The organism is Microvirga massiliensis, from assembly GCF_001006805.1.
In the GTDB taxonomy this organism is placed as follows: domain Bacteria; phylum Pseudomonadota; class Alphaproteobacteria; order Rhizobiales; family Beijerinckiaceae; genus Microvirga; species Microvirga massiliensis.
This window is the reverse complement of the sequence record NZ_LN811357.1, coordinates 225,539-248,932: the sequence shown is the minus strand read 5'-3', so window position 1 is coordinate 248,932 and position 23,394 is coordinate 225,539. Positions and strand designations below refer to the sequence as shown.

General features: G+C 63.8%; 18 protein-coding genes. 11 read left to right on the top strand and 7 right to left on the bottom strand.

Translation table 11 applies throughout. The features are described from left to right. Window positions 1-27 precede the first annotated feature (27 nt). Both BN1233_RS23505 and BN1233_RS23500 read right to left on the bottom strand, forming a co-directional pair. The gene (locus tag BN1233_RS23505; protein ID WP_046866028.1) at window positions 28-702 is read right to left on the bottom strand and encodes a GntR family transcriptional regulator; all 675 of its coding nucleotides are present in this window, start codon (window positions 700-702) and stop codon (window positions 28-30) included. Next, entirely contained in the window at window positions 699-1,586 is an 888-nt protein-coding gene (locus BN1233_RS23500; protein WP_046866194.1) for a dihydrodipicolinate synthase family protein, read from the bottom strand. The genes BN1233_RS23505 and BN1233_RS23500 overlap by 4 nt, the downstream gene beginning before the upstream one ends. Before the next feature lie 139 nt (window positions 1,587-1,725). On the opposite strand from BN1233_RS23500, the gene BN1233_RS23495 reads away from it, so the two are divergent. From BN1233_RS23495 to BN1233_RS23480, 4 genes are all read left to right on the top strand, one after another. Next, window positions 1,726-3,066: an ABC transporter substrate-binding protein gene (locus BN1233_RS23495; protein WP_046866027.1), complete on the top strand. Its 1,341-nt coding sequence runs from the start codon at window positions 1,726-1,728 to the stop codon at window positions 3,064-3,066. A 42-nt stretch (window positions 3,067-3,108) separates the two neighbouring features. Continuing rightward, complete coding sequence (locus BN1233_RS23490) at window positions 3,109-4,035, top strand: carbohydrate ABC transporter permease (RefSeq protein ID WP_425311742.1); 927 nt, start codon at window positions 3,109-3,111, stop codon at window positions 4,033-4,035. Beyond that, the gene (locus BN1233_RS23485; RefSeq protein WP_046866025.1) at window positions 4,032-4,856 is read left to right on the top strand and encodes a carbohydrate ABC transporter permease; all 825 of its coding nucleotides are present in this window, start codon (window positions 4,032-4,034) and stop codon (window positions 4,854-4,856) included. The genes BN1233_RS23490 and BN1233_RS23485 overlap by 4 nt, the downstream gene beginning before the upstream one ends. 170 nt (window positions 4,857-5,026) lie before the next feature. After that, on the top strand, window positions 5,027-6,250 hold the full coding sequence (locus tag BN1233_RS23480) for an alpha/beta hydrolase (RefSeq protein WP_046866024.1): 1,224 nt from the start codon (window positions 5,027-5,029) through the stop codon (window positions 6,248-6,250). On the opposite strand, the gene BN1233_RS23475 is transcribed toward BN1233_RS23480, so the two are convergent. Beyond that, on the bottom strand, window positions 6,228-6,653 hold the full coding sequence (locus tag BN1233_RS23475) for an RbsD/FucU family protein (protein ID WP_280139407.1): 426 nt from the start codon (window positions 6,651-6,653) through the stop codon (window positions 6,228-6,230). The two genes, BN1233_RS23480 and BN1233_RS23475, sit on opposite strands and share 23 nt — an antisense overlap. A 377-nt stretch (window positions 6,654-7,030) precedes the next feature. On the opposite strand from BN1233_RS23475, the gene BN1233_RS23470 reads away from it, so the two are divergent. Both BN1233_RS23470 and BN1233_RS23465 read left to right on the top strand, forming a co-directional pair. Next, window positions 7,031-7,882: a transporter substrate-binding domain-containing protein gene (locus BN1233_RS23470; RefSeq protein WP_046866023.1), complete on the top strand. Its 852-nt coding sequence runs from the start codon at window positions 7,031-7,033 to the stop codon at window positions 7,880-7,882. Window positions 7,883-7,948: 66 nt separating this feature from the next. Continuing rightward, window positions 7,949-8,590 carry an amino acid ABC transporter permease gene (locus tag BN1233_RS23465; protein ID WP_244470767.1) on the top strand — a complete coding sequence of 214 codons (642 nt, stop codon included), beginning with the start codon at window positions 7,949-7,951 and terminating at the stop codon, window positions 8,588-8,590. Between the two features lie 196 nt (window positions 8,591-8,786). On the opposite strand, the gene BN1233_RS23460 is transcribed toward BN1233_RS23465, so the two are convergent. Continuing rightward, window positions 8,787-10,349 (bottom strand): DHA2 family efflux MFS transporter permease subunit, encoded by a 1,563-nt coding sequence (locus tag BN1233_RS23460; protein ID WP_046866021.1) that lies wholly within the window; start codon window positions 10,347-10,349, stop codon window positions 8,787-8,789. A 3-nt stretch (window positions 10,350-10,352) separates the two neighbouring features. Continuing rightward, window positions 10,353-10,859 carry an isoprenylcysteine carboxyl methyltransferase family protein gene (locus BN1233_RS23455; protein WP_046866020.1) on the bottom strand — a complete coding sequence of 169 codons (507 nt, stop codon included), beginning with the start codon at window positions 10,857-10,859 and terminating at the stop codon, window positions 10,353-10,355. A 418-nt stretch (window positions 10,860-11,277) separates the two neighbouring features. On the opposite strand from BN1233_RS23455, the gene BN1233_RS23450 reads away from it, so the two are divergent. Together BN1233_RS23450 and BN1233_RS23445 are read left to right on the top strand one after the other, a co-directional pair. Continuing rightward, window positions 11,278-12,423 (top strand): efflux RND transporter periplasmic adaptor subunit, encoded by a 1,146-nt coding sequence (locus BN1233_RS23450; protein WP_244470766.1) that lies wholly within the window; start codon window positions 11,278-11,280, stop codon window positions 12,421-12,423. A 44-nt stretch (window positions 12,424-12,467) separates the two neighbouring features. Continuing rightward, window positions 12,468-15,626, top strand: a complete 3,159-nt coding sequence (locus tag BN1233_RS23445; protein WP_046866193.1) for a multidrug efflux RND transporter permease subunit — start codon at window positions 12,468-12,470, stop codon at window positions 15,624-15,626. A gap of 84 nt (window positions 15,627-15,710) precedes the next feature. On the opposite strand, the gene BN1233_RS23440 is transcribed toward BN1233_RS23445, so the two are convergent. Together BN1233_RS23440 and BN1233_RS23435 are read right to left on the bottom strand one after the other, a co-directional pair. Beyond that, window positions 15,711-16,535 (bottom strand): LssY C-terminal domain-containing protein, encoded by an 825-nt coding sequence (locus tag BN1233_RS23440; protein ID WP_187144355.1) that lies wholly within the window; start codon window positions 16,533-16,535, stop codon window positions 15,711-15,713. Continuing rightward, window positions 16,535-17,584, bottom strand: coding sequence for a type III polyketide synthase (locus tag BN1233_RS23435; protein WP_046866018.1), 1,050 nt, complete (start codon window positions 17,582-17,584; stop codon window positions 16,535-16,537). Before BN1233_RS23435 ends, BN1233_RS23440 begins: the two co-directional genes overlap by 1 nt. 201 nt (window positions 17,585-17,785) lie before the next feature. On the opposite strand from BN1233_RS23435, the gene BN1233_RS23430 reads away from it, so the two are divergent. The 3 genes from BN1233_RS23430 to BN1233_RS23420 form a co-directional block, all read left to right on the top strand. Next, a complete protein-coding gene (locus tag BN1233_RS23430) occupies window positions 17,786-18,478 on the top strand; it encodes an MgtC/SapB family protein (RefSeq protein ID WP_046866017.1) in 693 nt (230 codons plus the stop codon). A 603-nt stretch (window positions 18,479-19,081) separates the two neighbouring features. Next, on the top strand, window positions 19,082-22,426 hold the full coding sequence (locus BN1233_RS23425; RefSeq protein ID WP_082145614.1) for an ATP-binding protein: 3,345 nt from the start codon (window positions 19,082-19,084) through the stop codon (window positions 22,424-22,426). Window positions 22,427-22,608: 182 nt separating this feature from the next. Then, window positions 22,609-23,394, top strand: a 786-nt coding sequence (locus tag BN1233_RS23420) for a FadR/GntR family transcriptional regulator (protein WP_048708405.1), incomplete at its 3' end; no start/stop codon positions are given.

The window sequence follows — 23,394 nt, the reverse complement described above, 5'->3', positions numbered from 1 at the left end:
GATCCGGTCGGACGGATTCCGACACGATTACTCCAGTCTGAGCGCCCGCGCGCGAGCGTTCATGATATGCGCGACCGCGGCCTTCACAGCGGCCGATGCATTCCGCGCTTTCAAAGCGGCGATGATGGCGAGGTGCTCGTCCATGACCGGGATCACAAGCTCCTCGTCCAAGCTCGTTTCGTTCTGTCGGATGAGGCGAACCTTGATCCAGTTCACTCTGTAGGCCTTGGAAATGATGTCGTTGTCGAGCTCGTCGATGATCGTCTCGTGGAACGCGCGATCGACCTGCTGCGCTTCGGCAATGATGTCGTCCGTCACGCCCTCGCGCGCCGATGCGACGATCGCCTGATGAGCCGCCTCGATCCGCTCGATCACCGCGTCGCTGGCCGTCTGCGCAAAGGAGGTGATCGCTTCGCGCTCCAGGATCAGGCGAAACTGAAAGGCATTGCGGACCAGATTGATGTCCAGGGGCAGGATCTGCAATCCGCGCTGCGGCACGGTGACGATCAGCCCTTCGGTCTCCAGCCGCGGGATCAGCTCCCGGATCGCCCCGAGCGGGAAACCCGTGAGGGCAACGAGCTCGCGCTGGCTGACGAACTGGCCTGGCTTGAGACGGCTCTGGAGCAGGTGATGCGTGAATTCATCATAGGCCCGCTCGCGCAGCTTGATTTCGGAGCGAAGGGCCGGGCGGCTCACGCTCATGCAACGGCCTTCGGCAAGGGGCCGAAAGGCTCGAGCAGCTTCGCGACGCGGGCGGTGCTCTCCTCGTCGATGGTAGGGAGTGGCGGTCTCGCGGCGGCCCAGGCACGGTCTCCGCGCACATACGCCACGAGCGCCTTCACCATCGGAACCACGGAATGATCCGTGATCGCACGCACGAGTTCCACGACGCGTGGATCGTCCTGCCCGTTCTCTGCCAGAGCGATCACGGCCTCCGGTATGAAGTTGGCGAGGCCGCAGATCGAGCCGGCGGCGCCTGCGGCGCAGGCCTGGCCGAGATAGCTCTCGTCACCGACGAGGACATCGAGATCGGGAAAGGCGTCAATCAGGGCGAGTGTCGCGTCCGCATCGCACCCGGAATCCTTGATGCCGCGGATAGCGCCCGGAAAAGCCCGTACCAGACGGCGGATCACGGCGTGGGACAGCGGTACCCCGGTCATACCGGGAATGTGATAGAGGATCACGCCGCGAAGATCGCTGCCGACCTTGCCGAAAACCTCGGCGAACCAGGCGAAGACGGCCTCGTCCGGAACGGGCCGGAAATAGAAGGGCGGCGCCAGAAGGACCGCATGGGCGCCGCGGCGCAAGGCGCGACCCGTGCTGTCGGCGGCCTCCTCCACTGAGCAGGCGATGACACCTTCCACGAGCTGATCGGGCGTGATGCCGAGTTCGATGAGCTCCGTCGCGACGCGGTCCCGTGTGATGGCATCGACGGAGGGGCCTTCGCCGGTCGTGCCGAAGATCGTAGCCGTGCGGCAGCCTCGGGCGAGGCAATCCTTGGCAAGATCGGCCAACCGCCGGATATCGACTCCGCCCTGAGAAAATGGCGTGACGAGTGCAGGGCTGATCCCGAAGCTGAGAGACAAGGGATTCTCCATCGCGTATCAGAGGTGCGATCGACGATACTGCCGCGTTGACACTGACATGTTACATGGTGCTTAATCCGTTGCAAGCACCGAGAGCAGCCCGAACAAGATGGCTCCCTGAAGCAGGAAGGAACCCAGAATGGCGAAGACGCTGAACGCACTCACCCGACGCACATTCCTTGCGAGCACGGCGGCTGTTACCGCTGCCGCATATGGCTTCGGCGGCATCAGGCCTGCTTTCGCCGATGTGAACTGGAAGAAATATGCCGGCACGAAAATCGGCGTGAATCTCATCAAGAGTCCGCGTGGCGATACACTGCAGAAATACGAGAAGGAGTTTACCGATCTGACGGGAATCGAAGTCTCGTCCGAGCAGATCCCGGAGCAGCAGCAGCGCCAGAAGGCCGTCATCGAGTTGAACTCCGGAAGTCCGAGCTTCGACGTCATTCACATCAGCTACCATGTACAGAAGCGTCAGTTCGAGAAGGCCGGCTGGCTCGCCGATATCGGCCCGTTCATGAAGAACCCGGAACTGACGGATGCCAGCCTCACCGAAAGCGATTTCTCGCAAGCCGGCCTGCTCTACGCCAAAAACCCGCAAGGCCAGATGCTGTCGCTGCCGTTCTCGGTCGATTACTGGATGCTGTACTGGAACAAGGATCTCTTCGCGAAGAAGGGGCTCGCCTATCCGCAGACCTTCGACGACATGGTAAAGGTAGCGGAAGCCCTCACCGACCCGAAGGCGGGCACCTACGGCTTCGTCGCGCGCGGCCTGAAGAACGCCAATGTCCCGGTCTGGACGAGTTTCCTCCTCGGCTACGGCGTCGATCCCGTGGATGCCAACGGCAATCTGATGACGGATTCGCCGGAGGCCATCGAGGCGGCCCGGCTCTACCAGCGTCTCCTCACCAAGGCGGCTCCGCAAGGCGTCGCCGGCTTCAACTGGTCGGAATGCCAGTCGGCCTTCCTGCAGGGGAAAATCGGCATGTGGCTCGACGGCGTCGGCTTCGCGCCCCCGCTGGAGGATCCGGAGAAGTCGCGGGTCGTCGGCAAGGTTGGCTACGGCGTGATGCCGCGCGGGCCGAAGGCTCACGCTTCGGCGACCTTCGGGGACGGCATCGGCGTCACCTCCGCGAGCAAGAACAAGGAGGCGGCCTACCTCTATTGCCAGTGGGCGATCTCGAAACTGATGGGTGCCCGTCTGCTGCAGGCCGGGGGCGGCGTTCCGTTCCGCCAGTCCATCCTGAGCGATCCGGAAGTCCGCAAGGGCGTGAAGATGCCGGCGGAATGGCTCGATGCGGTGGTGGAATCCGGCAAGATCAGCAAGCTCGGCCTTCCTGTCGTCCAGCCGGTCACCGAGTTCCGTGACATCATCGGGATCGGCCTCACCAATCTCCTCGCGGGAGGGGATCCCGCCGCCGAGATGAAGAAGGCGACGGAACAGTTCAGGCCGATCCTCGAGCGCAGCGAAAAGGCTTGATGATCGGATGGGACGGCGCGATGGTGCTCATCCATGAGCACCATGGTTGAACGCCATCGTGGCTCGGTCGCCGAGCCGGCACCCGCCGAGGGTGCACGCCGGCTCGGCTCCTACTGGCCCTTCGTGATCCCCGCGATCGCGGTCGTGGGATCGGTCATCGTCTTTCCGTGGGCGTTCACGGTCTGGATGAGCCTGCACGAATGGACAGTGGGCGGCGCTCGCCGCTTCATCGGCCTCGCGAACTATGCGCGCCTGACGACGGACGAGCGCTTCATCGCATCGATCGGCCACACGCTCGTCTATACCTTTCTGGCCGTCGTGCTGCCACTGATCCTCGGCACTCTGGCGGCCCTGGTCTTCAACGCGCGCCTGCCGTTCAGAGGCTTCCTGCGCGGATTGTTCGTCATGCCCATGATGGCGACGCCCGTCGCGATCGCGCTCGTCTGGACGATGATGTTCCATCCGCAGCTCGGCGTTTTGAACTACCTTCTCTCGCTCGTCGGCATCGGGCCGCAAGCCTGGGTTTTCCATCCGGCGACGGTGATCCCATCACTGGTGCTCGTCGAGACCTGGCAGTGGACGCCGCTCGTCATGCTGATTGTGCTCGGCGGCCTCGCAGCGATTCCGGCCGAACCCTACGAGAGCGCGGCTCTCGACGGCGCGAACGCGCTCCAGCGTTTTCGTTACATCACCTTGCCGATGATCGCGCCGTTCCTGATGGTAGCGGTGATCATCCGCACCATCGACGCCCTGAAGAGCTTCGACATCATCTACGCGATCACGCAGGGCGGGCCCGGCACGGCCTCGGAAACCATCAACCTTTACCTGTACAGCGTCGCCTTCGCGTATTACGACGTCGGCTACGGCTCGGCGATCGCCGTGGTGTTCTTCGCCCTCGTCATCGCGCTGTCGCTCCTCATGCTTCATCTTCGCCAGCGGACGAAGTGGACGGACGTAAAAGCGGCATGAGCATGCGAAAGGTGCTCGATACGCTCGGCCTGTGGTTCGCGGCCCTCGTGCTGGTCTCGCCGGCCGTGCTGTTCTTCCTCTGGATGATCTCGCTCTCGCTCAAGTTCGAGGTCGACAACGCGGCTTATCCGCCGATCCTCATCCCCGAACGCTTCGCCTGGAAGAACTATGTCGGAGTGTTCGAGTCAAACCGCTTCGGGCTTTACTTCGTCAACAGCCTGATCGTCACCGGCGCGGCGACCACACTTGCCCTCCTGGTCGGAGTTCCGGCCGGCTATGGAATCGCCCGCATGCGGGCCACGAAGTCCGCTATCGTTGTGCTGATCGCGCGCATGACACCGGGCCTGTCCTATCTCATCCCCCTCTTCCTCCTCTTCCAGTGGCTGGGGCTGATGGGAACCCTGGTGCCGCAGATCATCGCGCATCTCGTCATCACGGTCCCGATCGTCATCTGGATCATGATCGGCTATTTCGAGTCGACGCCCATCGAGCTCGAGGAGGCTGCTGTCATCGATGGCGCCAGCCGGTGGGACGTATTCCGCTATGTGGCGTTGCCGATTGCCCGGCCCGGCATCACGGTCGCCTTCATCCTGGCGGTGATCTTCTCCTGGAACAATTTCATCTTCGGCGTCGTGCTGGCCGGGCGCGAGACCCGCACCCTGCCGGTCGCGGTCTACAACATGTTGTCCTTCGAGCAGTTGAGCTGGGGGCCGCTCGCCGCCGCTGCCTTGATCGTGACCTTGCCGGTTCTCGTGCTCACCGTCGTCGCACAACGCCAGATTGTGGCCGGGCTGACGGCCGGCGCCGTGAAGGGCGGTTGATCGCGCGAAAAGGTCCCGATGAGCAATTGTCCGTGGACGGGCCGCCTTCGGCGCGAGCCTCTCGCGGGGCATCGGCGCAGCCGGGTCGTCGGTGGCGGCACCCGAAGAGAATCGCCGTGTGCGCAAACGCATGATAGGGAGGTCCGCTCCGAATCCCGGCCGGACCCGTCATGACCTCAGGTCTCCTCAAGCTCTGCGCCTGCCTCACCCTCGCGCTCACCGTCGGCGCATGTTCCACGCTCGAGGGCGTGCTCGTTCCGGTGGCGGCGAAGGCTCCGGGAACGAGCCAGGTCGACATGCTGGTCGCGACAACGCGGGAAATGGCCTCGCCTCCTGACATGTTCTCCGGAGATCGTGGCCGGGGGCTGTCCTTTGCGAACATCACGGTCTCGATCCCGCCGGACACAGCGAGGCAGGTCGGTGAGGTCCAGTGGCCGAGCAGGGTTCCGGGCAATCCCGCGACCGAGTTCGTCGCCCTGAAGGCGGATGTCATCGATCGGAAGCAGGCGCTGGCCTGGTTCAATCGGGCCGTCGCGAGAGCTCCGAAGCGGCGCGTGCTCGTCTTCATCCACGGCTTCAACAACCGCTTCGAGGATGCCGTCTTCCGCTTCGCCCAGATCGTCCACGATTCCCATGCGCCGGTGGTTCCCGTGCTCTTCACGTGGCCGTCCCGCGGCAGCATCCTGGCCTATGGCTACGACCGCGAAAGCAGCACCTGGTCGCGCAATGCACTCGAGAGCGTGCTGAAGTCTCTCGCGAGCGACCCTTCCGTCGGCGAGATCTCCATCCTCGCGCATTCCATGGGCAACGTCGCGACCCTTGAGGCCCTGCGCCAGATGGCCATCCGCGACGGGCGCGTTGCGCCCAAGATCCGCAACGTGATCCTGGCGGCGCCCGACGTCGACGTGGACCTCGCCCGCGAGGCCGTGAGGGACATGGGCCGAGACCGTCCGAACTTCACGCTCCTGGTCTCGCAGGACGACCGCGCGCTCGCCGTGTCGCGCCGAGTCTGGGGTGATGCCGTGCGGCTCGGTGCCATCGATCCCGATGCGGAACCCTATCTCAGCGAGATGAGGCAGGCGGATATCACGGTCATCAATCTCACCGAGCTGAAAGCGGGCGACAGCCTGAATCACAGCAAGTTCGCGACGAGCCCCGAGGTCGTCCAGATCCTCGGGAGGCAGCTCGCGGGCGGGCAGGTTCTGACCGACTCGCGGGTCGGTTTGGGCGACGTGATCGTTGGAGCCACGACCGGCATCGCGTCGTCGGTCGGACGGGCCGCGGGAGTTGTCGTCTCGGCCCCGGTCGCGATTGTCGATCCGCGGACGCGCGAAAATTTTGGCGATCAGGTGCGAGGGCTGGGTCAGTCCCTCACTCCGACACCAGTACCTTAGAGGATAACGCCTCGTCAGTTGCCGCTTGTGATCTCGTTTGACGGCGGCCCGCTGTCGCGACGGCCGCGAAAGCGCTGCGCACACGCTCGTAGAACGCGAACCGTTCGAGCGCGGCGAGGTGAAAGCGTGTTCCCTCCCGATCCGCGATCATCCGGCGGAACGCATCGAAGATCGGCTGTTCGGCCTCCGGATCGCCGACCACTTCCATGCGCCAGGCTGCTTCCGGTGCGAAGTCGTCGAGGGGCATGACCGCGAGCAAGGCATCCGCAACCGCGGTGGCGGTCAGGCCGATGAGGCAGATCAGACGCTGCGCCAGGGATGCTGAGGGGAAGTTGGCATCCGCAATGATGATCTCATCGCCCTGACCCATCGAGCGCAGGATGCTCAGGAGACAGGATCGGATTGATGTCCTTCAGCATGGCGCCGTTTCCAGGATGGCGCCTCGGTCGGGCTCGGGCGTGGGACCGGAGTCAAAGACATCAGTGCTCTCCAGCACGAGTGTTGTCCATCAGCATGGAATGGGCGCGTCGGCTCGCTTCCGGTCTGGCGATACTACCGCCTTACCACAGACTACTAGCCGGTCTGTACCACCGCATCTTTTGGCGTGCCATCGCTACTCATATTGGACCGTCGACCACGGTGTTGTGGACAGTCACACCCCAGTGGACCATACTTTTCGAGCGGTATCGGTTGGGGCTGCTGCGCCGTTGAACTCCTAAAACCCTGTTTCAGCTCCATCGGCGCCGCCTATGCCATGTCAATCCGACATAGGAGGAGAGCATGCTCAGAACCCTGCTAGTTGGCGTCTTCCTCGCTGCGACCAGTATGGCCATGGCTCAGGACTTCCAGAACGAGGCGCAGCCGCTTTTCGAGAATTGCGGCGATCCCTCGCTTACAAGCGCAAAGCAGAACGGCATTACTTTGGGCATCTCGCCGTCCCCGCCCTATTCGTCTCTGGATCCAGGGTCCAACAAGGCGTCGGGCCTCGATGTCGAGATCCACGAGGCAGCTCTGAAGTGGATAGGCATCAACAAGATCAGATACGAGGTGATGCCGTTCGGCCAACTCATCTCAGCGATGCTCGCCAAACGTGTCGACGTGGTTGCCTCGAACATCCACATTACGCCCGATCGCCTCAAGGCTGTCTCCTTTACAGGGCCGGCCTGGTGGTATGGTCCCGCGATCGTCGTTCAGAAGGGCAATCCGTTGAAGCTCACGAGCTTCGACAGCCTCAAGGGGAAGAAGATCGGCGCGATCGCGGGATCGGCCGCAGACGAGTATCTCCGCAAGATCGGCGTCGAGGTCACCGCATTCCAGACAGACGCGGAGGAGTTTGCTGGCATCAGCACAGCGCGCGTCGATGCCATCCTCGAGGATGACGTCAAGGTTCTGGAGTATCTCAGCGCGAACAAGAGTGCTCCGATCGAGATCGTGCCGAATGTCGAGGTTCCGGACGAACTCATCTTCAAGTACGGCTATGGCTATGCACGCTACGCACTCCGTAAGGAGGATTGCAGCCTGCGCGCGGCCTACACCCAGGCCCTCGCCGAAGTTCGGGGCAACGGCAACGTGTCTTACATCCTGAAGAAATACGGTCTCTCCAACCGCAACCTGTTCTTCTTCCCCCTGTAGGCGTCGCGTTCATCCCGGCCAGTAATGACGCTGTTCGATCCATCAGTCGTTTGGGAGTACCGGTGGGTGCTCCTGCGGGGTCTCATGATCACGACGATGCTGACGAGCATCGTGATTGTCCTGGCCGGGGTGCTCGCAATCCCAGTGGCGCTGGCGAGGATGTCGCCGCGTCGCTGGCTGCGCTGGCCTGCCGACCTCTTCGTCGAGGTTGTCCGTGCCACGCCGCTGATACTGCAGCTCGTCTATATTTACTATGTGCTGCCAAGCATCGGCATCCGGCTCGAGCCGTTCAGTGCCGCCATTATCGGGCTCACGCTGAACTACACGGCGTATATGAGCGAGGTTTACCGAAGCGGCATCGCCGCAATTCCGCGCGGGCAGCGTGAGGCCGCTCTGAGCCTCGGCCTGGGGCCATCACTCACGTTCCGCAAAGTGATCCTGCCGCAGGCATTCCGGATCGTCGTTCCTGCGCTCGGAAACTATCTCATCGCCTTGTTCAAGGACACGGCTCTTGCCTCGGTCGTGACCGTTCAAGAGCTGATGTTCACCGGGCAGATCATTGCGGCCAGGAACTATCAGTACTTTACCATCTACACGATCACAGCGGTCCTGTATTTTGCAGTGGGATATCCGTCTGCCTTGCTCGTTCGCCGCCTTGAGGCTTGGTCGAGCCGGAGCCTTCAGCCTACACGCGGACGTAACGCGTGACTTCTCGGCCTCGGAGAGTCGGATTTGCACCCGATCACTCGTAAAACTCAGCCTGCGCTCCGGAGAATAGTAGCCTATTTGGCGGCCGTGACGATGGCGGCGGCCTGCAGCCAAACTCGCAATGGCGGAAGTGCGGCGGAGCAGACTGTGCAGCACGCCAGCGGCTCGCAAAGACGGAGTAGGGCCTGGCTACGTGTTACGTCTTCGAGGCTGCCGCGACGCCGACGTTTCGCCCCACACCCGACAGGATCAGAAGCGGCGCGCCGACGAGCACGATAGCGGCGATCATGGCCCAAGCCTCGTTGATCGCCGCGACGAGTCCGGCCTTTTCGAGCAGCGGCTTCAGAAAGGCCTGAACGAGCGGGCTGTCCAGCGAGGGCAACGGGCCCGACAGGTACATGTCGGGAATGCCGATGCCGCGCGCCGCTTCCAGATCGCCCATGCGCAACCGGTCGAGAACGCGCCCCGCATGAACCGGGGCGCGGGTCCAGATGATTGTGTCGATCCACGCGATGCCGATGGCGCCGCCGAGGTTGCGCATCAGGTTGAACAGGCTGCTCGCATCGGGCACGCGATCAGGCGGCAGGTGGCCGAGGGCCACGCGTGTCGGCGGGAGCAGGCAGAGCATAATCGCAATGCCGCGGATCGCCTGCGGCCAGAACATCTCGTCGAAATCCGTCTCGCGGGTCTCGAATGCGCTCAGGCCGAGGCCGATACCGAAGGCGACGAAGCCGATGACGGTGAGCGTCGCCGCGTCTACGCGGCGCTCCGCCTGAATCACGAGAGGCGCCGCGACGAGTTGCGCGATGCCGGTCACGAGCATGATCTCGCCGATGCGCAACGGGCCGTGGTCGCGCACGAAGGCAAGAAAGACCGGCATGAGATAAATCGAGCCGTAGAGGCCGACGCCGGTCAGAAAGCTCAGCACGCAGCCGATGGCGAGACGCCGGTCACGCAGGGTGCGGAGGTTCACGACCGGAAAGGGCGCCTGCAGGGAGCGCCTCACGAACAGGATGCAGCCCGCGATGCAGAGGGCGAAGAGCGCAAGACTCACCGGTGATGACCATCCGCGCTTCGGCGCCTCCTTGAGGCCGATCTCGAGCGCGGCGAGGGAGAGCGCGATGGCAAGAAGCGCGAGGAGATCGACGGAGGTCGCGAGCGCAAAATCCGGGCGCTCCCGCGGCAGATGCAGCCAGCCGGCCAGGCAAGCGAAAATGCCGGGGATCACGTTGATCAGGAACAGCCAGTGCCAGGACCAGGTCTGCGTAATCCAGCCGCCGACTACCGGACCGAGCGTCGGCGCCAGCACTGCAAGCACGCCCGCGATCGTCGTCGCCACTGGCTCGACCCGTTTCGGAAAGATCACGAAGACGGCCGTGAAAACGAGCGGGATCAGGGTGCCGCCCGCAAAGCCCTGCACGACGCGCCACGCGGTCAGCTCCGCGAAGCCCATGCTCGATGCGCACCCGATCGATGCCGCAGTGAAAATCGCTACGGCGGCCGTGAACAGCCCGCGCATGGTGAGCATCCGGGTGAGCCAGCCCGTGAGCGGAATCGCAATCACCTCGGCGATGAGATAGGCGGTTTGGACCCAGCTCATCTGCTCCGGAGCAATACCGAGAGCCTCGCGAATCGTCGGCAGCGAGGTCGCGACGACCTGGATGTCCAGGATCGCCATGAACATCCCGAGGCCCATGGCGGAGAAGCCGATCCAGGTGGCGACCGGGACCCGTTCCTCCGCTGCTACTGCCGAGCTCATGGGCTATGCCGCAGCCGGTCGGCGTTGCCCGCGCAAGGCCGTGTTCTCGGCTCGAACCCGGATTATCAGGACGAGCGCGTTGAGGATCGAGAACAGGACGGCGTAGCCCACCAGTCCGAAAGCCAGCGGCAGCACCGCGATTTCCGCAGCGACGACGAGGTAGTTCGGATGATCGACGAAGTGATAGGGACCCGCGCGCACCAGGGGGGCATCCGCCAGCACGATGATCCGCGTCGTCCAGCGCTCGCCGAGAGTCGCCAGAATCCAGAAACGGATGATCTGCAGGGCGATATACACGCCAGCCCAGACGATGGAGAGGGGGCGATCCCAGGCCAGCCACCACAGGCCGAGGAGCCAAGCGGCGTGGACGGCGACGATCAGCGGATAATGGCCCGGCGCGACCTCCACGGCGCCGCGCGCTTTCAGGCGGCGCGTGTTGCGCTGCGCCCAGATCAATTCACCGCCTCTTTGCAGCGTCACGAAGGCGAGGAGTAGGAGACTGGCATTCATGGGCTATCCAGTGCCTCGAATTCGGATCGCTCCCATGTCGGAGAGGCCGAAAGCGCAACACCTCTCCGCAAGCGAGCACGATAACGGAAGCTCGATGTCGAGGACAGGTGGGCTGCTCATGTACCCGTGCGAACACGATCATGCTCTATTGGCCTCTGTTGCTTGATGGCTTTGCTCGAAGCTTGACGGCTGCCTCTCGGGACCGGGCTGCGACGACTTCACGAGGGTGTGACACTTGCGTTCTAGGGCGCGCCGACCGAAGCCTTATATGACCCGCGGAACCGAATCTTCTCCATGGGCGGACGCCAGTCGGCGTAACGTCGCTCGGTTCCGACTTCGGTGGCATATGGCAGAAGCCTCAGGCTATTCCCGGACACGACACCGCGGTCCCGTTCGACTCGCGGCGGCTGTTCTCTTGTTGGCCGTTGCAGTCCTCGGTGGGTGGTGGGTGCTGGAACATGCCTATGCCGGCCGGCCTGCCCCCCGGCAGGCCAGTGCTCCTCCGGCGGCCCCCGTCCAGGTGGCGAGCGTCGCCCGTGCCAATGTCCCGCTCTATGCCGTCGGGCTCGGCTCGGTTCAGGCCTACAACACGGTCACGGTCCGGTCCCGCGTCGATGGAGAGGTGCAGAAGATCGCCTTTCAGGAGGGGCAGAGCGTCAAGGAGGGGGATCTGCTCGTCCAGATCGATCCGCGGCCCTTTCAGGCGGCACTCGACCAGGCGAGCGCCAAGAAGGCGCAGGACGAGGCCCAGCTCGCCAATGCCAAGCTCGATTTGGAGCGCTACAAGGAGCTGGCGACCCGCAGCTTTGCCTCCAAGCAGCAGCTCGACACCCAGCAGGCGATGGTCAATCAGCTGAATGCGCAGATTCAGGGCGATCAGGCGCAGATCGATAACGCCCGCACTCAGCTCGGCTACACCACGATCCGCTCGCCGATCGACGGAAGGACAGGGCTCCGGTCCGTCGACCAGGGCAACATCGTGCGCGCGACGGATCCGGGCGGCATCGTCACCATCGCGCAGATTCAGCCGATCTCGGCCCTGTTCACGCTGCCCGAGCAGGATTTGCCCGCACTTCGGAAGGCGGCTGCCGCGGGCCCTGCCACGGTCTGGGCGCTCGGACAGGACGGCAAGACCGTGCTGGAACAGGGATCGCTCGCGCTGATCAACAACGAGGTCGACCAGGCAACCGGGACGATCAAGCTCAAGGCAACTTTCGACAACAGGGACAATGCGCTCTGGCCCGGCCAGTCGGTGAGCGTGCGCGTCCTCCTCGAGACCATGGACGCCCTGACGATGCCGGCCGACGCCGTGCAGCGCACGCAGGACGGGCTTTCGGTTTACGTCGTGAGACCGGACGACACGGTCGAACTCCGGCACATTGCGATCGGTCCCATCACGCAGGGCGTCGCGGTCTTGGAGCAGGGGCTGGGCGAGGGCGAGCGGGTCGTCACGGCCGGCCAGTACCGGCTCCAGCCGGATACCAGGGTTCAGGTGGTCACTGACGGGGCCCCGATGACAGCGGCCATCGGCGATGCGAAACCGCGAAACACCGTCAGGGATTGATGGGGTCGATCATGTCGGGCGGACGGAACGCACCTGTCGACTTCATGGGCCGCACAGGTGTTTCGGGGCCCTTCATCCGGCGGCCGATCGGGACCTCGCTCCTCATGTTCGGGATCCTTTTCCTGGGTCTCGTGGCATACCCGTTCCTGCCCGTTGCGCCCTTGCCGCAGGTCGATTTCCCGACGATCCAGGTCAGCGCGTCGCTCCCGGGAGCGAGCCCTGCGACGATGGCGTCCTCGGTCGCTCAACCGCTCGAGCGGCAATTCGCCCAGATCCCCGGCGTGACCCAGCTCACTTCGACGAGCTCGCTCGGGACGGTGAGCGTGACGGTCCAGTTCGAGCTCAACCGGAACATCGATGCGGCCGCGCAGGACATCCAGGCGGCGATCAACTCCGCGAGCGGCCAGCTTCCGAAGAACCTGCCGAATGCGCCGGTCTACCGGAAAGTCAATCCGGCGGACGCGCCGATCCTGATCATCGGCGTGGGATCGGACACGCTGCCCATGACGGAGGTGGATGACCAGGCCGATACCAAGCTCGCCCAGCACATCAGCCAGATGGCGGGCGTCGCGCAGGTGAATATCGGCGGCGAGCAGAAACCGGCCGTGCGCGTGCAGATCGATCCCGCACGCCTCGCAGCCAAGGGGCTGTCGCTCGAGGACGTGCGCGCGAAGATCGGCGTTTCGACGGTGGACAGCCCGAAAGGCAGTGTCGACGGCGCGACACGCTCCTTCACGATCTACGACAATGATCAGCTCACGGCCGCGGAGCCGTGGAACGACGTGATCGTCGCCTATCGGAACGGGGCGCCGGTGCGGATCCGGGATATCGGGCAGGCTATCGACGGCCCTGAAGATCTCCGGAAGGCAGCCTGGGCCAACGGCCGGCGCGCGGTTCTCCTGATCGTCTTCAAGCAGCCGGGCGCCAACGTCATCGACACGGTCGACAGGATCAAGGCCGAGCTGCCGCGGCTGGAAGCGGCGCTGCCGCCGAGCGTCAAGGTCGATATCCTCAGCGATCGGACGCAGACGATCCGCGCCTCGGTGACGGACGTGCAGTTCACGCTGCTCCTGACGGTCGCGCTTGTCGTGATGGTGATCTTCCTGTTCCTCAGAACCCTCTGGGCGACTCTCATCCCGAGCGTGACGGTTCCGCTGGCACTCCTCGGCACCGCGGCGCTCATGTATGTCCTGGGCTACAGCCTCGACAACCTGTCCCTCATGGCGCTGACGATTGCGGTCGGCTTCGTGGTCGACGACGCCATCGTGATGATCGAGAACATCGTCCGCCACGTGGAAGACGGCATGCGGCCCATGGAGGCCGCGTTGAAGGGTGCCGGAGAGATCGGCTTCACCATCGTGTCGATCAGCCTCTCACTGGTGGCGGTGTTCATTCCGCTGCTCCTGATGGGCGGCGTGATGGGGCGTCTCTTCCGCGAATTCGCCGTCACGGTGACGATGGCAATCGCGGTCTCCGCGCTCGTGTCGCTGACGCTCACGCCGATGATGGCGTCGCGCTTTCTTAAGGACGAGAAGCATGCCCGCCATGGCAGGCTTTATCAGCTGACCGAGCGATTCTTCGACGGGCTTCTGAACGGCTACACGCGCGGCCTCGACGTGGTGCTGCGGCACCGGTTCCTGACACTTCTCGTATTCGCAGCGACGGCCGCAGCCTCGGTGCTGCTCTTCATTGCGATTCCGAAAGGCTTCTTCCCGCAGCAGGACACTGGGCTGATCACCGGCACCTCCGAAGCCGCACAGGACGTGTCTTTCCGGGACATGCTGCGGATCCAGCAGGCCTTCGGCGCCATCGTGGCGCGCGATCCGGATGTCGCAACGGTTGCCATGTCGGCCGGCACCGGCGGCGGGCAGAGCCTCAATAACGGGCGCATCTTCATCGCCCTGAAGCCGCGCAGCGAACGGCAGGCCTCCGCGAGCGAGATCATCAACCGCCTGCGCCCGCAACTCGCAAAGGTGCAGGGCGCGGCTTTGTTCCTGCAGGCAGCACAGGATATCAGCGTGGGCGGGCGCCCCACACGCACGCAGTATCAATATACGCTTCAGGATGCCGATCTCACCGAGCTGGACGAATGGGCGCCGAAGCTGCTCGCCCGCTTCCGGCAACTGCCCGAGCTTCAGGACGTCGCCACGGATCAGCAGACGAACGGCGGCACGCTCACCATCGAGATCAATCGCGACCAAGCTGCGCGTTTCGGCTTCGATCCGCAACTCGTCGACGACACGCTCTACGATGCCTTCGGGCAACGGCAGGTCGCGCAATATTTCACGCAGCTCAACAGCTACCATGTGGTGCTGGAGGTTCTGCCCGAAATGCAGGGCGATCCGGACATCCTGAATCGCCTCTATCTGCGCTCGCCGCTCACCGGTCAGCAGGTGCCGCTCGCTGCCTTTGCGAGATGGACCACGCGTCCCGTCGCGCCTCTTTCCGTGAATCATCAAGGCCAGTTCCCGGCCGTGACCATCAGCTTCAACCTCGCTCCGGGAATTGCCCTCGGCCAGGCGACCGATGCGATCGAGCGGGCGCGACAGGAGATGCAGACGCCTGCGGCTCTCGTGGGGAGCTTCCAGGGCAACGCACAGGCCTTCCAGCAATCGATCGCGTCGACGCCGTATCTGATCGCGGCGGCGCTCGTCGTCATCTATGTGATCCTCGGCGTGCTCTACGAGAGCTACATCCATCCGCTGACGATCCTTTCGACGCTGCCATCAGCCGGCCTCGGTGCGCTCGCGACTCTGATGATATTCGGGTTCGACTTCAGCCTCATCGCGCTGATCGGGGTGATCCTCCTGATCGGCATCGTGAAGAAAAACGGCATCATGCTGGTGGATTTCGCCATCCACGCGGAACGCGAGCAGGGCCTTTCGCCCGAGGAATCGATCCGGCAGGCGTGCCTGCTGCGGTTCCGGCCGATCATGATGACTACCATGGCTGCCATTCTCAGCGGCGTGCCGCTCATGATCGGTGCCGGCACGGGCGCCGAGATCCGTCAGCCCCTGGGCTTTGCCATGGTGGGCGGGCTCGTCGTGAGCCAGGCTCTCACCCTGTTCACGACGCCGGTGATCTATCTCTATCTGGATCGGCTCTCGGGTTGGCTGACAGGGACTCGCGCCGGAGCCCGCCGCGATGTGGATCCCGAGAAAGACCTGCAAAGCGGAATGGCGATGGATGCTCGACATCGCTGATCGGGATCGCGCACTATCTTCGCCTCGAGTAAGTGCCGGTCCGCAGGCGAGGACCGTTTCGTCGCATGGGCCGAACTCGTCCAATCATTTCTTCAAGCTGTTCGCTCCCTGCTCCCAGAGCGCATCCTTGAGCGAGACGAATCCGGGGCTCGGCAGTTCAGTCGGGACCTGCTTGGTCTTCTGCCCGTCTACCACGAGCACCGCCATGTGGATCTCTCCGTCCGTGTAGTAGCGGTCGCCTCCGCCGTTGCGGCCGTTCAGGGTCGGCCCAATGCCGGAGACCTGATAGAGCGTGGTGACCATCCCGGCTCCGACGAGATCGCTGATCAGGAGATCGCGTTCGGCGTCGAGATCGGGCGCGATGTGATGGGTGATCTGGCCCGTGTAATGGCTCAGGCCCGCGCTCCGGTCCAAGGTCGCCGATCCGAGCCAGACAGGCCGGCCTTCCTCGCCGCTATCCAGGGTTTTCCAGAAGCGGACGTGATGACGGCGGTCGGCGCTCGATCCGATCTCCTTCTCGTAGGCGAGATCCTCCCGTCGGCCGAGATAGAAGAGCGGGCTCACCGGGGCATCCGGATAGGGACGGTCGAGCAGCACGCTGCCGGCGATTTCCAGGCTCGTTCGCCACGTGATCGGGTCGGCCGGAGACCAGCCCGCCGCGAGCATCGCGCGGGCGATGTCCTCTCGCGATCCCACAAGGCCGACATTGAGCGGATCGCCCGGGATGTCCTGCGCGGTCCGCGTCACCATCGGGAGCCCTTCCAAGCCGCGCTGGTGCTCGTAATGGGTCCAGGCCCAGGGCAGAGCGGCATAGGCCAGCACGCCATAGAGAGCGACGATGACGGTCGCGACGACAACGCCCTTCTTGAGGCGTGAAGGACGCGGGGGCAGAATCAAACCTGCTTTCACTAGCTCCGGTCCAGACAAACGGAGCTGAGCGTGAAGCCCGGCCCCATGGCGATCAGGAGGCTGCGCTCCGGAAGGCCGGCACGCAGCACCCGTTCGAGCACGAACAGGACCGTCGGCGCGGACATGTTGCCGTGGGTCGCCAGCACCGCGCGCTCCGCATCGAGCGACCCTGGAGGCAGTTGCAATACCTGCTCGAAGGCCGTGATGATCTTGGGGCCGCCCGGATGGCACACGTAGCGGTCGATAGTGGAGGGTGCGATGGCAATGCGATCGAGAAGGGACGCCAGGGCCGGGCCGAGATGCGTCTCGGCAAAGGGCGGCAACGCACGGGCGAGAATGACCCCGAAGCCTTCCGGATCCACGTCCCAGCCCATGATGTCGAGCGTGTTCCTCCAAGTGTGCTCGCCGGCGCCCGCGACCGTTGCGAACCCGGTTGTGCCAGCCTGCAGCACGAGGGCGGCGGCGCCATCGGCAAAGAGGGCCGTAGAGACGACGTTCGCAGCCGTCAACTTGTCGGGCCGCACGGCGAGCGTGCACAGCTCCACGGCTACGAGCAGGACGACGGCGCCGGGCGAGCCCACTGCCAGGCGCGCCGCAAGCGCGAGGCCCGAGACGCCCGCCGCGCAGCCCAGCCCGAAAACCGGGATGCGGGCGATATCCTCTCGAAAGGCGAGCCGGTCGAGGAGCCGTGCATCGAGGCTCGGCGTCGCAATTCCGGTCGACGAGACCGTGACGACGATGTCGACATCACGCCCGGCCAGCCCTGCCTGGGCGAGTGCCTGGCGCGCGGCTTCCTCGAACAGATCGCCGGCACATTTTAGATAGACGTCCGTGCGATCGGGCCAGCCATGGGGCTCGAGATACCAGTCCAGAGGGCGGACGGCATGCCGCCGAATTACGCCCGCGGTCTCGAAGACCTGCTCGACCCTGTCGAAATCGCCGAACTGCCCGGCCAGAACCTTGCGCGCAGCCGCGGCGATGTCCTTCTGCTCCAGGAAATGGGGCGGAACGGCCGTCGCCAATGACAGCAAGGCTGCGCGAGGAGACATGGGAGAGTCTCGCGTTCGAGCCGGAGCTCGTGATGGCCTGGAATGGAGCAAGCCGTCTCCAATGTCAGGGTATCAGATGGACCTGCAGGCGCGAAGACACGGGGAGGGGCACAGTTGCGTGATCGCCCATGCTGCACTTTCCCGCTCTTGAAACGCCGAGGGGAGGGCCCAGCATCACCGGTCTGGTATTAGGAAAAGTGCATGCGTCAGGAATACATCGATATCGCGGTTCATCTCGGGAGCGCCTGGGTGGCCGGGAGCCTCATCGGTCTGGAGCGGAGCTTCCATGGCCGTCCGGCCGGCTTCCGCACGCACGCACTGGTCTGTGTGGCCTCGGCTCTGCTGATGCTCGTCACCGTGTATCAATGGGAATGGATCGGCAGCGTTCCCCTGGAGACGGTTCGAACGGATCCGACCCGCATGGCGCAGGGAATCATGACGGGCATCGGCTTTCTCGGAGCCGGGGTGATCTTCAAGGAGAATTTCTCAGTTCGTGGATTGACGACCGCAGCCTCGATCTGGGTCACGTCCGCCTTGGGAATTCTGTTCGGCGTGGGATTCTACTATCCGGCAATCGCCGCGACGGCGATCACGCTCGTCACGCTTTCGCTCTTCCGACTTGTCGAAGCCCGGATGCCCACGCAGTTCTACGCCCAGCACCTGCTTCGATTCCGCAAGGACGAGACGCTGACCGAACCTGAGGTGCGCAGGCTCATCGAGGACCATCACTTCACGATCTCGAATATGAGCTACCGCCTGGGCGAAAACGGCGCCGTGTTCGAGTATCGCATGATCATCAAGACCGTCGCGAAGGAAAACCTCGAACGGCTCGCTGCATCGCTCCGCGCACGTAGGGATATTCTGGAATTCAGGATTTCGCCGACGGTGAATTGAGAGGTGAAGAGAGGAGAGCCACGGTTCTGCTTCGATTGTCGTAGTGCCATTCCCGGAAATGCGCTTCCCTTTCTCAAACCCTCTTCGTCATTGCGAGTGGAGGAAAGCCATCCAGGAGCGCATCCGTCGACGGGTAGATTGCTTCGCCTGCGACTCGCAAGGACGTGGTGTGTCGTAATGGGTTGTGCGTACGGACTCCGGCTCGCAAGGACGGGGGTGCGATGGGACGGGCAGTGCATCACCCCCGCGGCTCGCAAGGACGGCAGTGGGTCCGCATCAAGCTGGATGACTGTGGCCCGCAATGACGGCAGCGGGTCCGGCGCTACTCCGGTTCCGGCCCTGCACCTCCCGCCCTTAGACCCTCTTCGTCATTGCGAGTTCATGCCGGTCCCGGCTCTGCACCGCCCGCCCTCTGACGCTCACCGTCATTGCGAACGAAGTGAAGCAATCTACCCGTCGACGGGTGCGCTCCCGGATTGCTTCGCCCGCGGCTCGCGATGACGAGGTGGATCCGCCCGTTCTTTCCAGTGCACGATGAGTGCGGGCACGTCATTGTCGTAAGGTCAATCCCGCAAATCTGGTGTAGAGTAAAAGCGGCAGCATGTGGAATTGTGGCATGGGGATGCGACCAGCATAGCGGAATGGCTGAACGGTCTCGGGCTCGGCCAGTACGAGCAGGCGTTCCGCGACAACGATATCGACCTGGCACTCTTGCCGACCCTGGTCGAGCGCGACCTGCGCGACCTCGGCGTCATATCGCTCGGCCACCGCAAGCGGCTTCTGGCTGCCATCTCGGCCTTGGCCGAGCAACTCGCGCAGCCACCAACACGGCCTTCGAATCTCTCCAAGCCTGGATCGGTCGAATCGTCGGCCGAGCGGCGTCAGCTGACCGTCATGTTCGTCGATCTGGTCGGCTCGACCATGCTCGCGTCGCGTCTCGATCCGGAGGACATGCGAGAGATCCTGCGCACCTATCAGAACACCGTCACGGGTGAGGTCGCGCGCGTCCAGGGGCACGTTGCGAAGCTGATGGGGGACGGCGTGCTGGCTTATTTCGGTTGGCCCCATGCCGATGAGGACGATGCCGAGCGCGCAGTCGAGGCAGGTCTGACGATCGCCGACGCCGTTGGTCGGCTCGACACGATTTCCGGAGGACGGCTGGCGGCGCGGATCGGAATCGCAACCGGCCTCGTGGTCGTGGGAGATCTGATTGGCGAAGGCGCGGCACGCGAGGAGGCTGTGGTCGGCGAGACGCCGAACCTGGCGGCGAGACTGCAGGAGGTGGCGGCGCCCGGTGCCGTGGTGATCGCCGATGCTACACGCCGCCTCATCGGGGAGATGTTCGAGATTCGGAATCTCGGACCGCTCCGGCTCAAAGGGTTCGATCAAGCGGTGAGCGGACATCAGGTGCTCCGCCGTCGGCCGGCCGAGAGCCGGTTCGATGCCCGTCGGTCCGGTCAGCCGATGCCCATGATCGGTCGTGATCGGGAACTGGCACTCGTACTCGAGCGGTGGCGGCAGGCACAGCGCGGCGAGGGCCAGGCAGTGCTCCTGCTCGGCGAAGCAGGTATCGGCAAGTCCCGGCTCGTGCAGGCCACGTTCGACGCGGTATCGAGACATCGGCACACGAGGCTTCGCTACCAGTGCTCACCCCACCATACCGGGACCGCCCTCTGGCCGGTGATTCAGCAACTCGGCTTTGCTGCCGGCCTTGAGCCTGACGATACCGAGACAACGAAGATCGGCAAACTCGAAGCATTGCTGCGTCAGGGCAGAGACGATTGCGCCGACGCTGTGCCGCTCGTTGGTGCGCTGCTCGGGATCGACGCGAATGCGGACGCGATCGAGGATCTTACCCCGACGCAGAGGCGCGCCCGCACATTGACTGCGCTCGTGGAACAGCTCCTCGGGCTTGCGCAGCGTCAGCCGGTGCTGATGGTCGTGGAGGATGCGCATTGGATTGATCCCACCACGCTCGAACTCATCGGACAAGCGCTCGATCGGATCATCGATGCGCGCGTGCTGATTCTGATCACCAGCCGGCCCGACAATCAGCCCGTGCTAGGAAAATCTCAGCATGTGACCCGGCTCGTTCTCGAGCGCCTGAGCCGGGATGCGACCAAAGCGGTCGCGTCGGGGGTGGCCGGCGACACGAGCCTGCCTCCCGAAGTCATGAGGGAGATCGCAGCGCGAACAGATGGCGTGCCACTGTTCATCGAGGAGCTCACGAAGGCAGTCTTGGAAGCCGGGGCAACAGGGCCACAGATCGTTCCGCCTTCACTCCATGCCTCCCTGATGGCTCGCCTGGACCGGGTTCCGGGGGCCAAAGCGGTTGCGCAGGTGGCATCCTGTATCGGCCGAGAGTTTCCCTATCCGCTTCTTGCTGCAGTTTCGCCGCTGCTCGAGGCAGAGTTGCACGTCGCTCTGGATCGGCTTGCCGCAGCCGAGTTGATCTTCAGCGACGGCAAACCTCCCGAGGCAAGTTACAGGTTCAAGCATGCATTGCTGCGTGATGCCGCCCATGAGAGCCTGCTCAAGGCTCAACGTCAGCAGCTGCATGCGAGCATCGTCCGCGTGCTGGAGAAGCGTTTCTCCGGTGTTGCAGAAGCGGAGCCCGAGGTCCTTGCACGGCACAGTGCCGATGCTGGTCTCGCTGAAAAAGCCGCCGAATACTGGTTGAAAGCAGGGCAACAGGCACTGGCGCGTTGCGCGATGACCGAGGCCGTTGCACACCTGACGCATGGCCTCAAAGTGCTAGCCGCACTTCCGGCCGGGCCCGCGCGTCAGCGGATAGAACTACGCCTGCAACTGGCTCTCGGGCAGGCGTCGATTGCCCGGAAAGGATTCGCGGCAGAGGAAACCGGACGAGCCTACGCACGGGCGCGCGAACTCTGCCTCGAGTTGGGCGACGTGCCTGAGCTCTTTCCGGTCCTCTATGGTCGATCCGTGTTTCACTTCCAGCGAGCGGAGATTGATGATGCTTACAAGGTTGCACAGGAGCTTCTGAATCGGGGCAAGGATCACGGTGATGTCAGTGCCCAACTCACGGGATACCGGATGATCGGTTCGGCATTGAGCCAGTTCGGGCGCTTTGCCGAGAGCCGTGACGCCTTCGAGACGGCGTTGTCCCTGTATGATCCAGTACGAGACCGCCGTTCGGCCGTCGTCTACGCTATCGACTCCCGTGTGATGTCCTTGTCGTGGCTCTCTCACCTGTATTTTATCCTTGGGCATCCTGAACAGGCGCTCGCGCGCGACGGCGAGGTGCCGGCTCTCGTCCACGAGCTGAACTACCCCGCGACAGAAGCCGTCGCACTGGCCTGGGGCTGCATCTTCCGTCAACTTCTTCGGGAACGAAGGAGTGCGGAGCAGCGGGCCAAGGCCGTCATGCGGCTGGGAGCCGAACAAGGCTTTCCCCTGTATCGAGCTGCAGGCACCGTCATAAGCGGCTGGGCACTCGCCGACAGTGGGCTCACGGCGGACGGTATCGATCAGATGAAGCAAGGACTTGCCGATTACTGGGCGACAGGAGCCGAGATGTGGTCGCCCTACTTCCTGGGACTGCTCGCCGATGCAACCGGACGTTCTGGCGATGCCGTCGCCGGCCTCGGACTGGTGAGCGATGCCCTAGAACGGTCTGAGCGGACGGGTGTGAGCTGGATCGAGGCGGAACTTCATCGAATTCGGGGTGAGCTCATGCTTGTCCAGAATAGGGGTGAGAACCAGGAAGCGGAAAGATGCTTCTGCCAGGCACTGGCGGTGGCTGGCAGGCAGGGCGCCCGATCATGGGAACTGCGTGCTGCCACAAGTCTTGCACGCCTCTGGTGCGATCAAGACAGGCGAGAGCAGGCGCGTAATCTCCTTCTTCCGATCTGCCGCTGGTTCGCTCGAGCTCTCGACACGCGCGATCTGCACGATGCGAGGGTGCTGCTCGATTCCCTCGTGTAATGCCCGAGATGGAATAGTGCTCCGGCACGGGCAGCGGTTCGTACAGCGAGGCCGACATCGCGTCTTGACACGACCTCACCTTTCGTTTTTCCTCGTCTGGTCAATTGGCCTGACCAGTTGACCAAGAAGAGAGCCGATCAGCAATCGGCTTCGATGAGGGGAAACGGCTACAGGAGAGGGGAGTGCCGCTGAAGGCGATTCGGCCGCGCCGGCTCTATCGGCAGATCGCCGATCAATTGCGCGACCTGATCAATGCTGGCGAATTTCCGGTTGGAGGCCGGTTGCCGACGGAGCGTGAGCTCGCGGAAAGCCTCGGCGTGTCCCGGCCGAGCGTCCGGGAAGCATTGATTGCGCTCGAGGTCGAAGGCCTCATCCGTATCGATGTCGGGTCCGGCATCTCCGTTATCGGCACGTCCAGCCGGTCCGCCACTCGGCTCGATGAGGGGAACCCGCCCGAAGGACCCTTCGAGACATTGCGGGCGAGGGAGATCGTCGAAGCTGCCATTGCGGCCGAAGCGGCGATTGCTGCGCAGCCGGAACATATCGAGGAACTCGACAGAGTGCTCACCGGAATGGATCGGTGCCGCGGGCCGAACGAGGAACTCGTTGCGCTCGATCGGGAGTTTCATGTCACGATTGCTGCGATTCTGGAGAACGAGGTACTCGTCCATCTCATCGGGCGCCTGTTCGACCAGCGCATAAACCCCTATTTCGAGCACCTTGCCAACTATTTCGAGAATGCCGGCACCTGGCGTCAGGCGCTCGACGAACACAGGGCCGTGCGTGACGCGATCGCGGCCGGTGATCTCAGGGCCGCCCATGCCGCCATGCGGCGCCACTTGAGATTGTCCCAGGAACGCTTCTCACGAAGTTTCGGTGAGCCGGACAGGCTGCCGTTCGCCACGGGCGGGAACAAGCCCGTATCCCGCAAGCCGTCGGCTCGTCCGCAGGCTTTGCATTCAAGCACT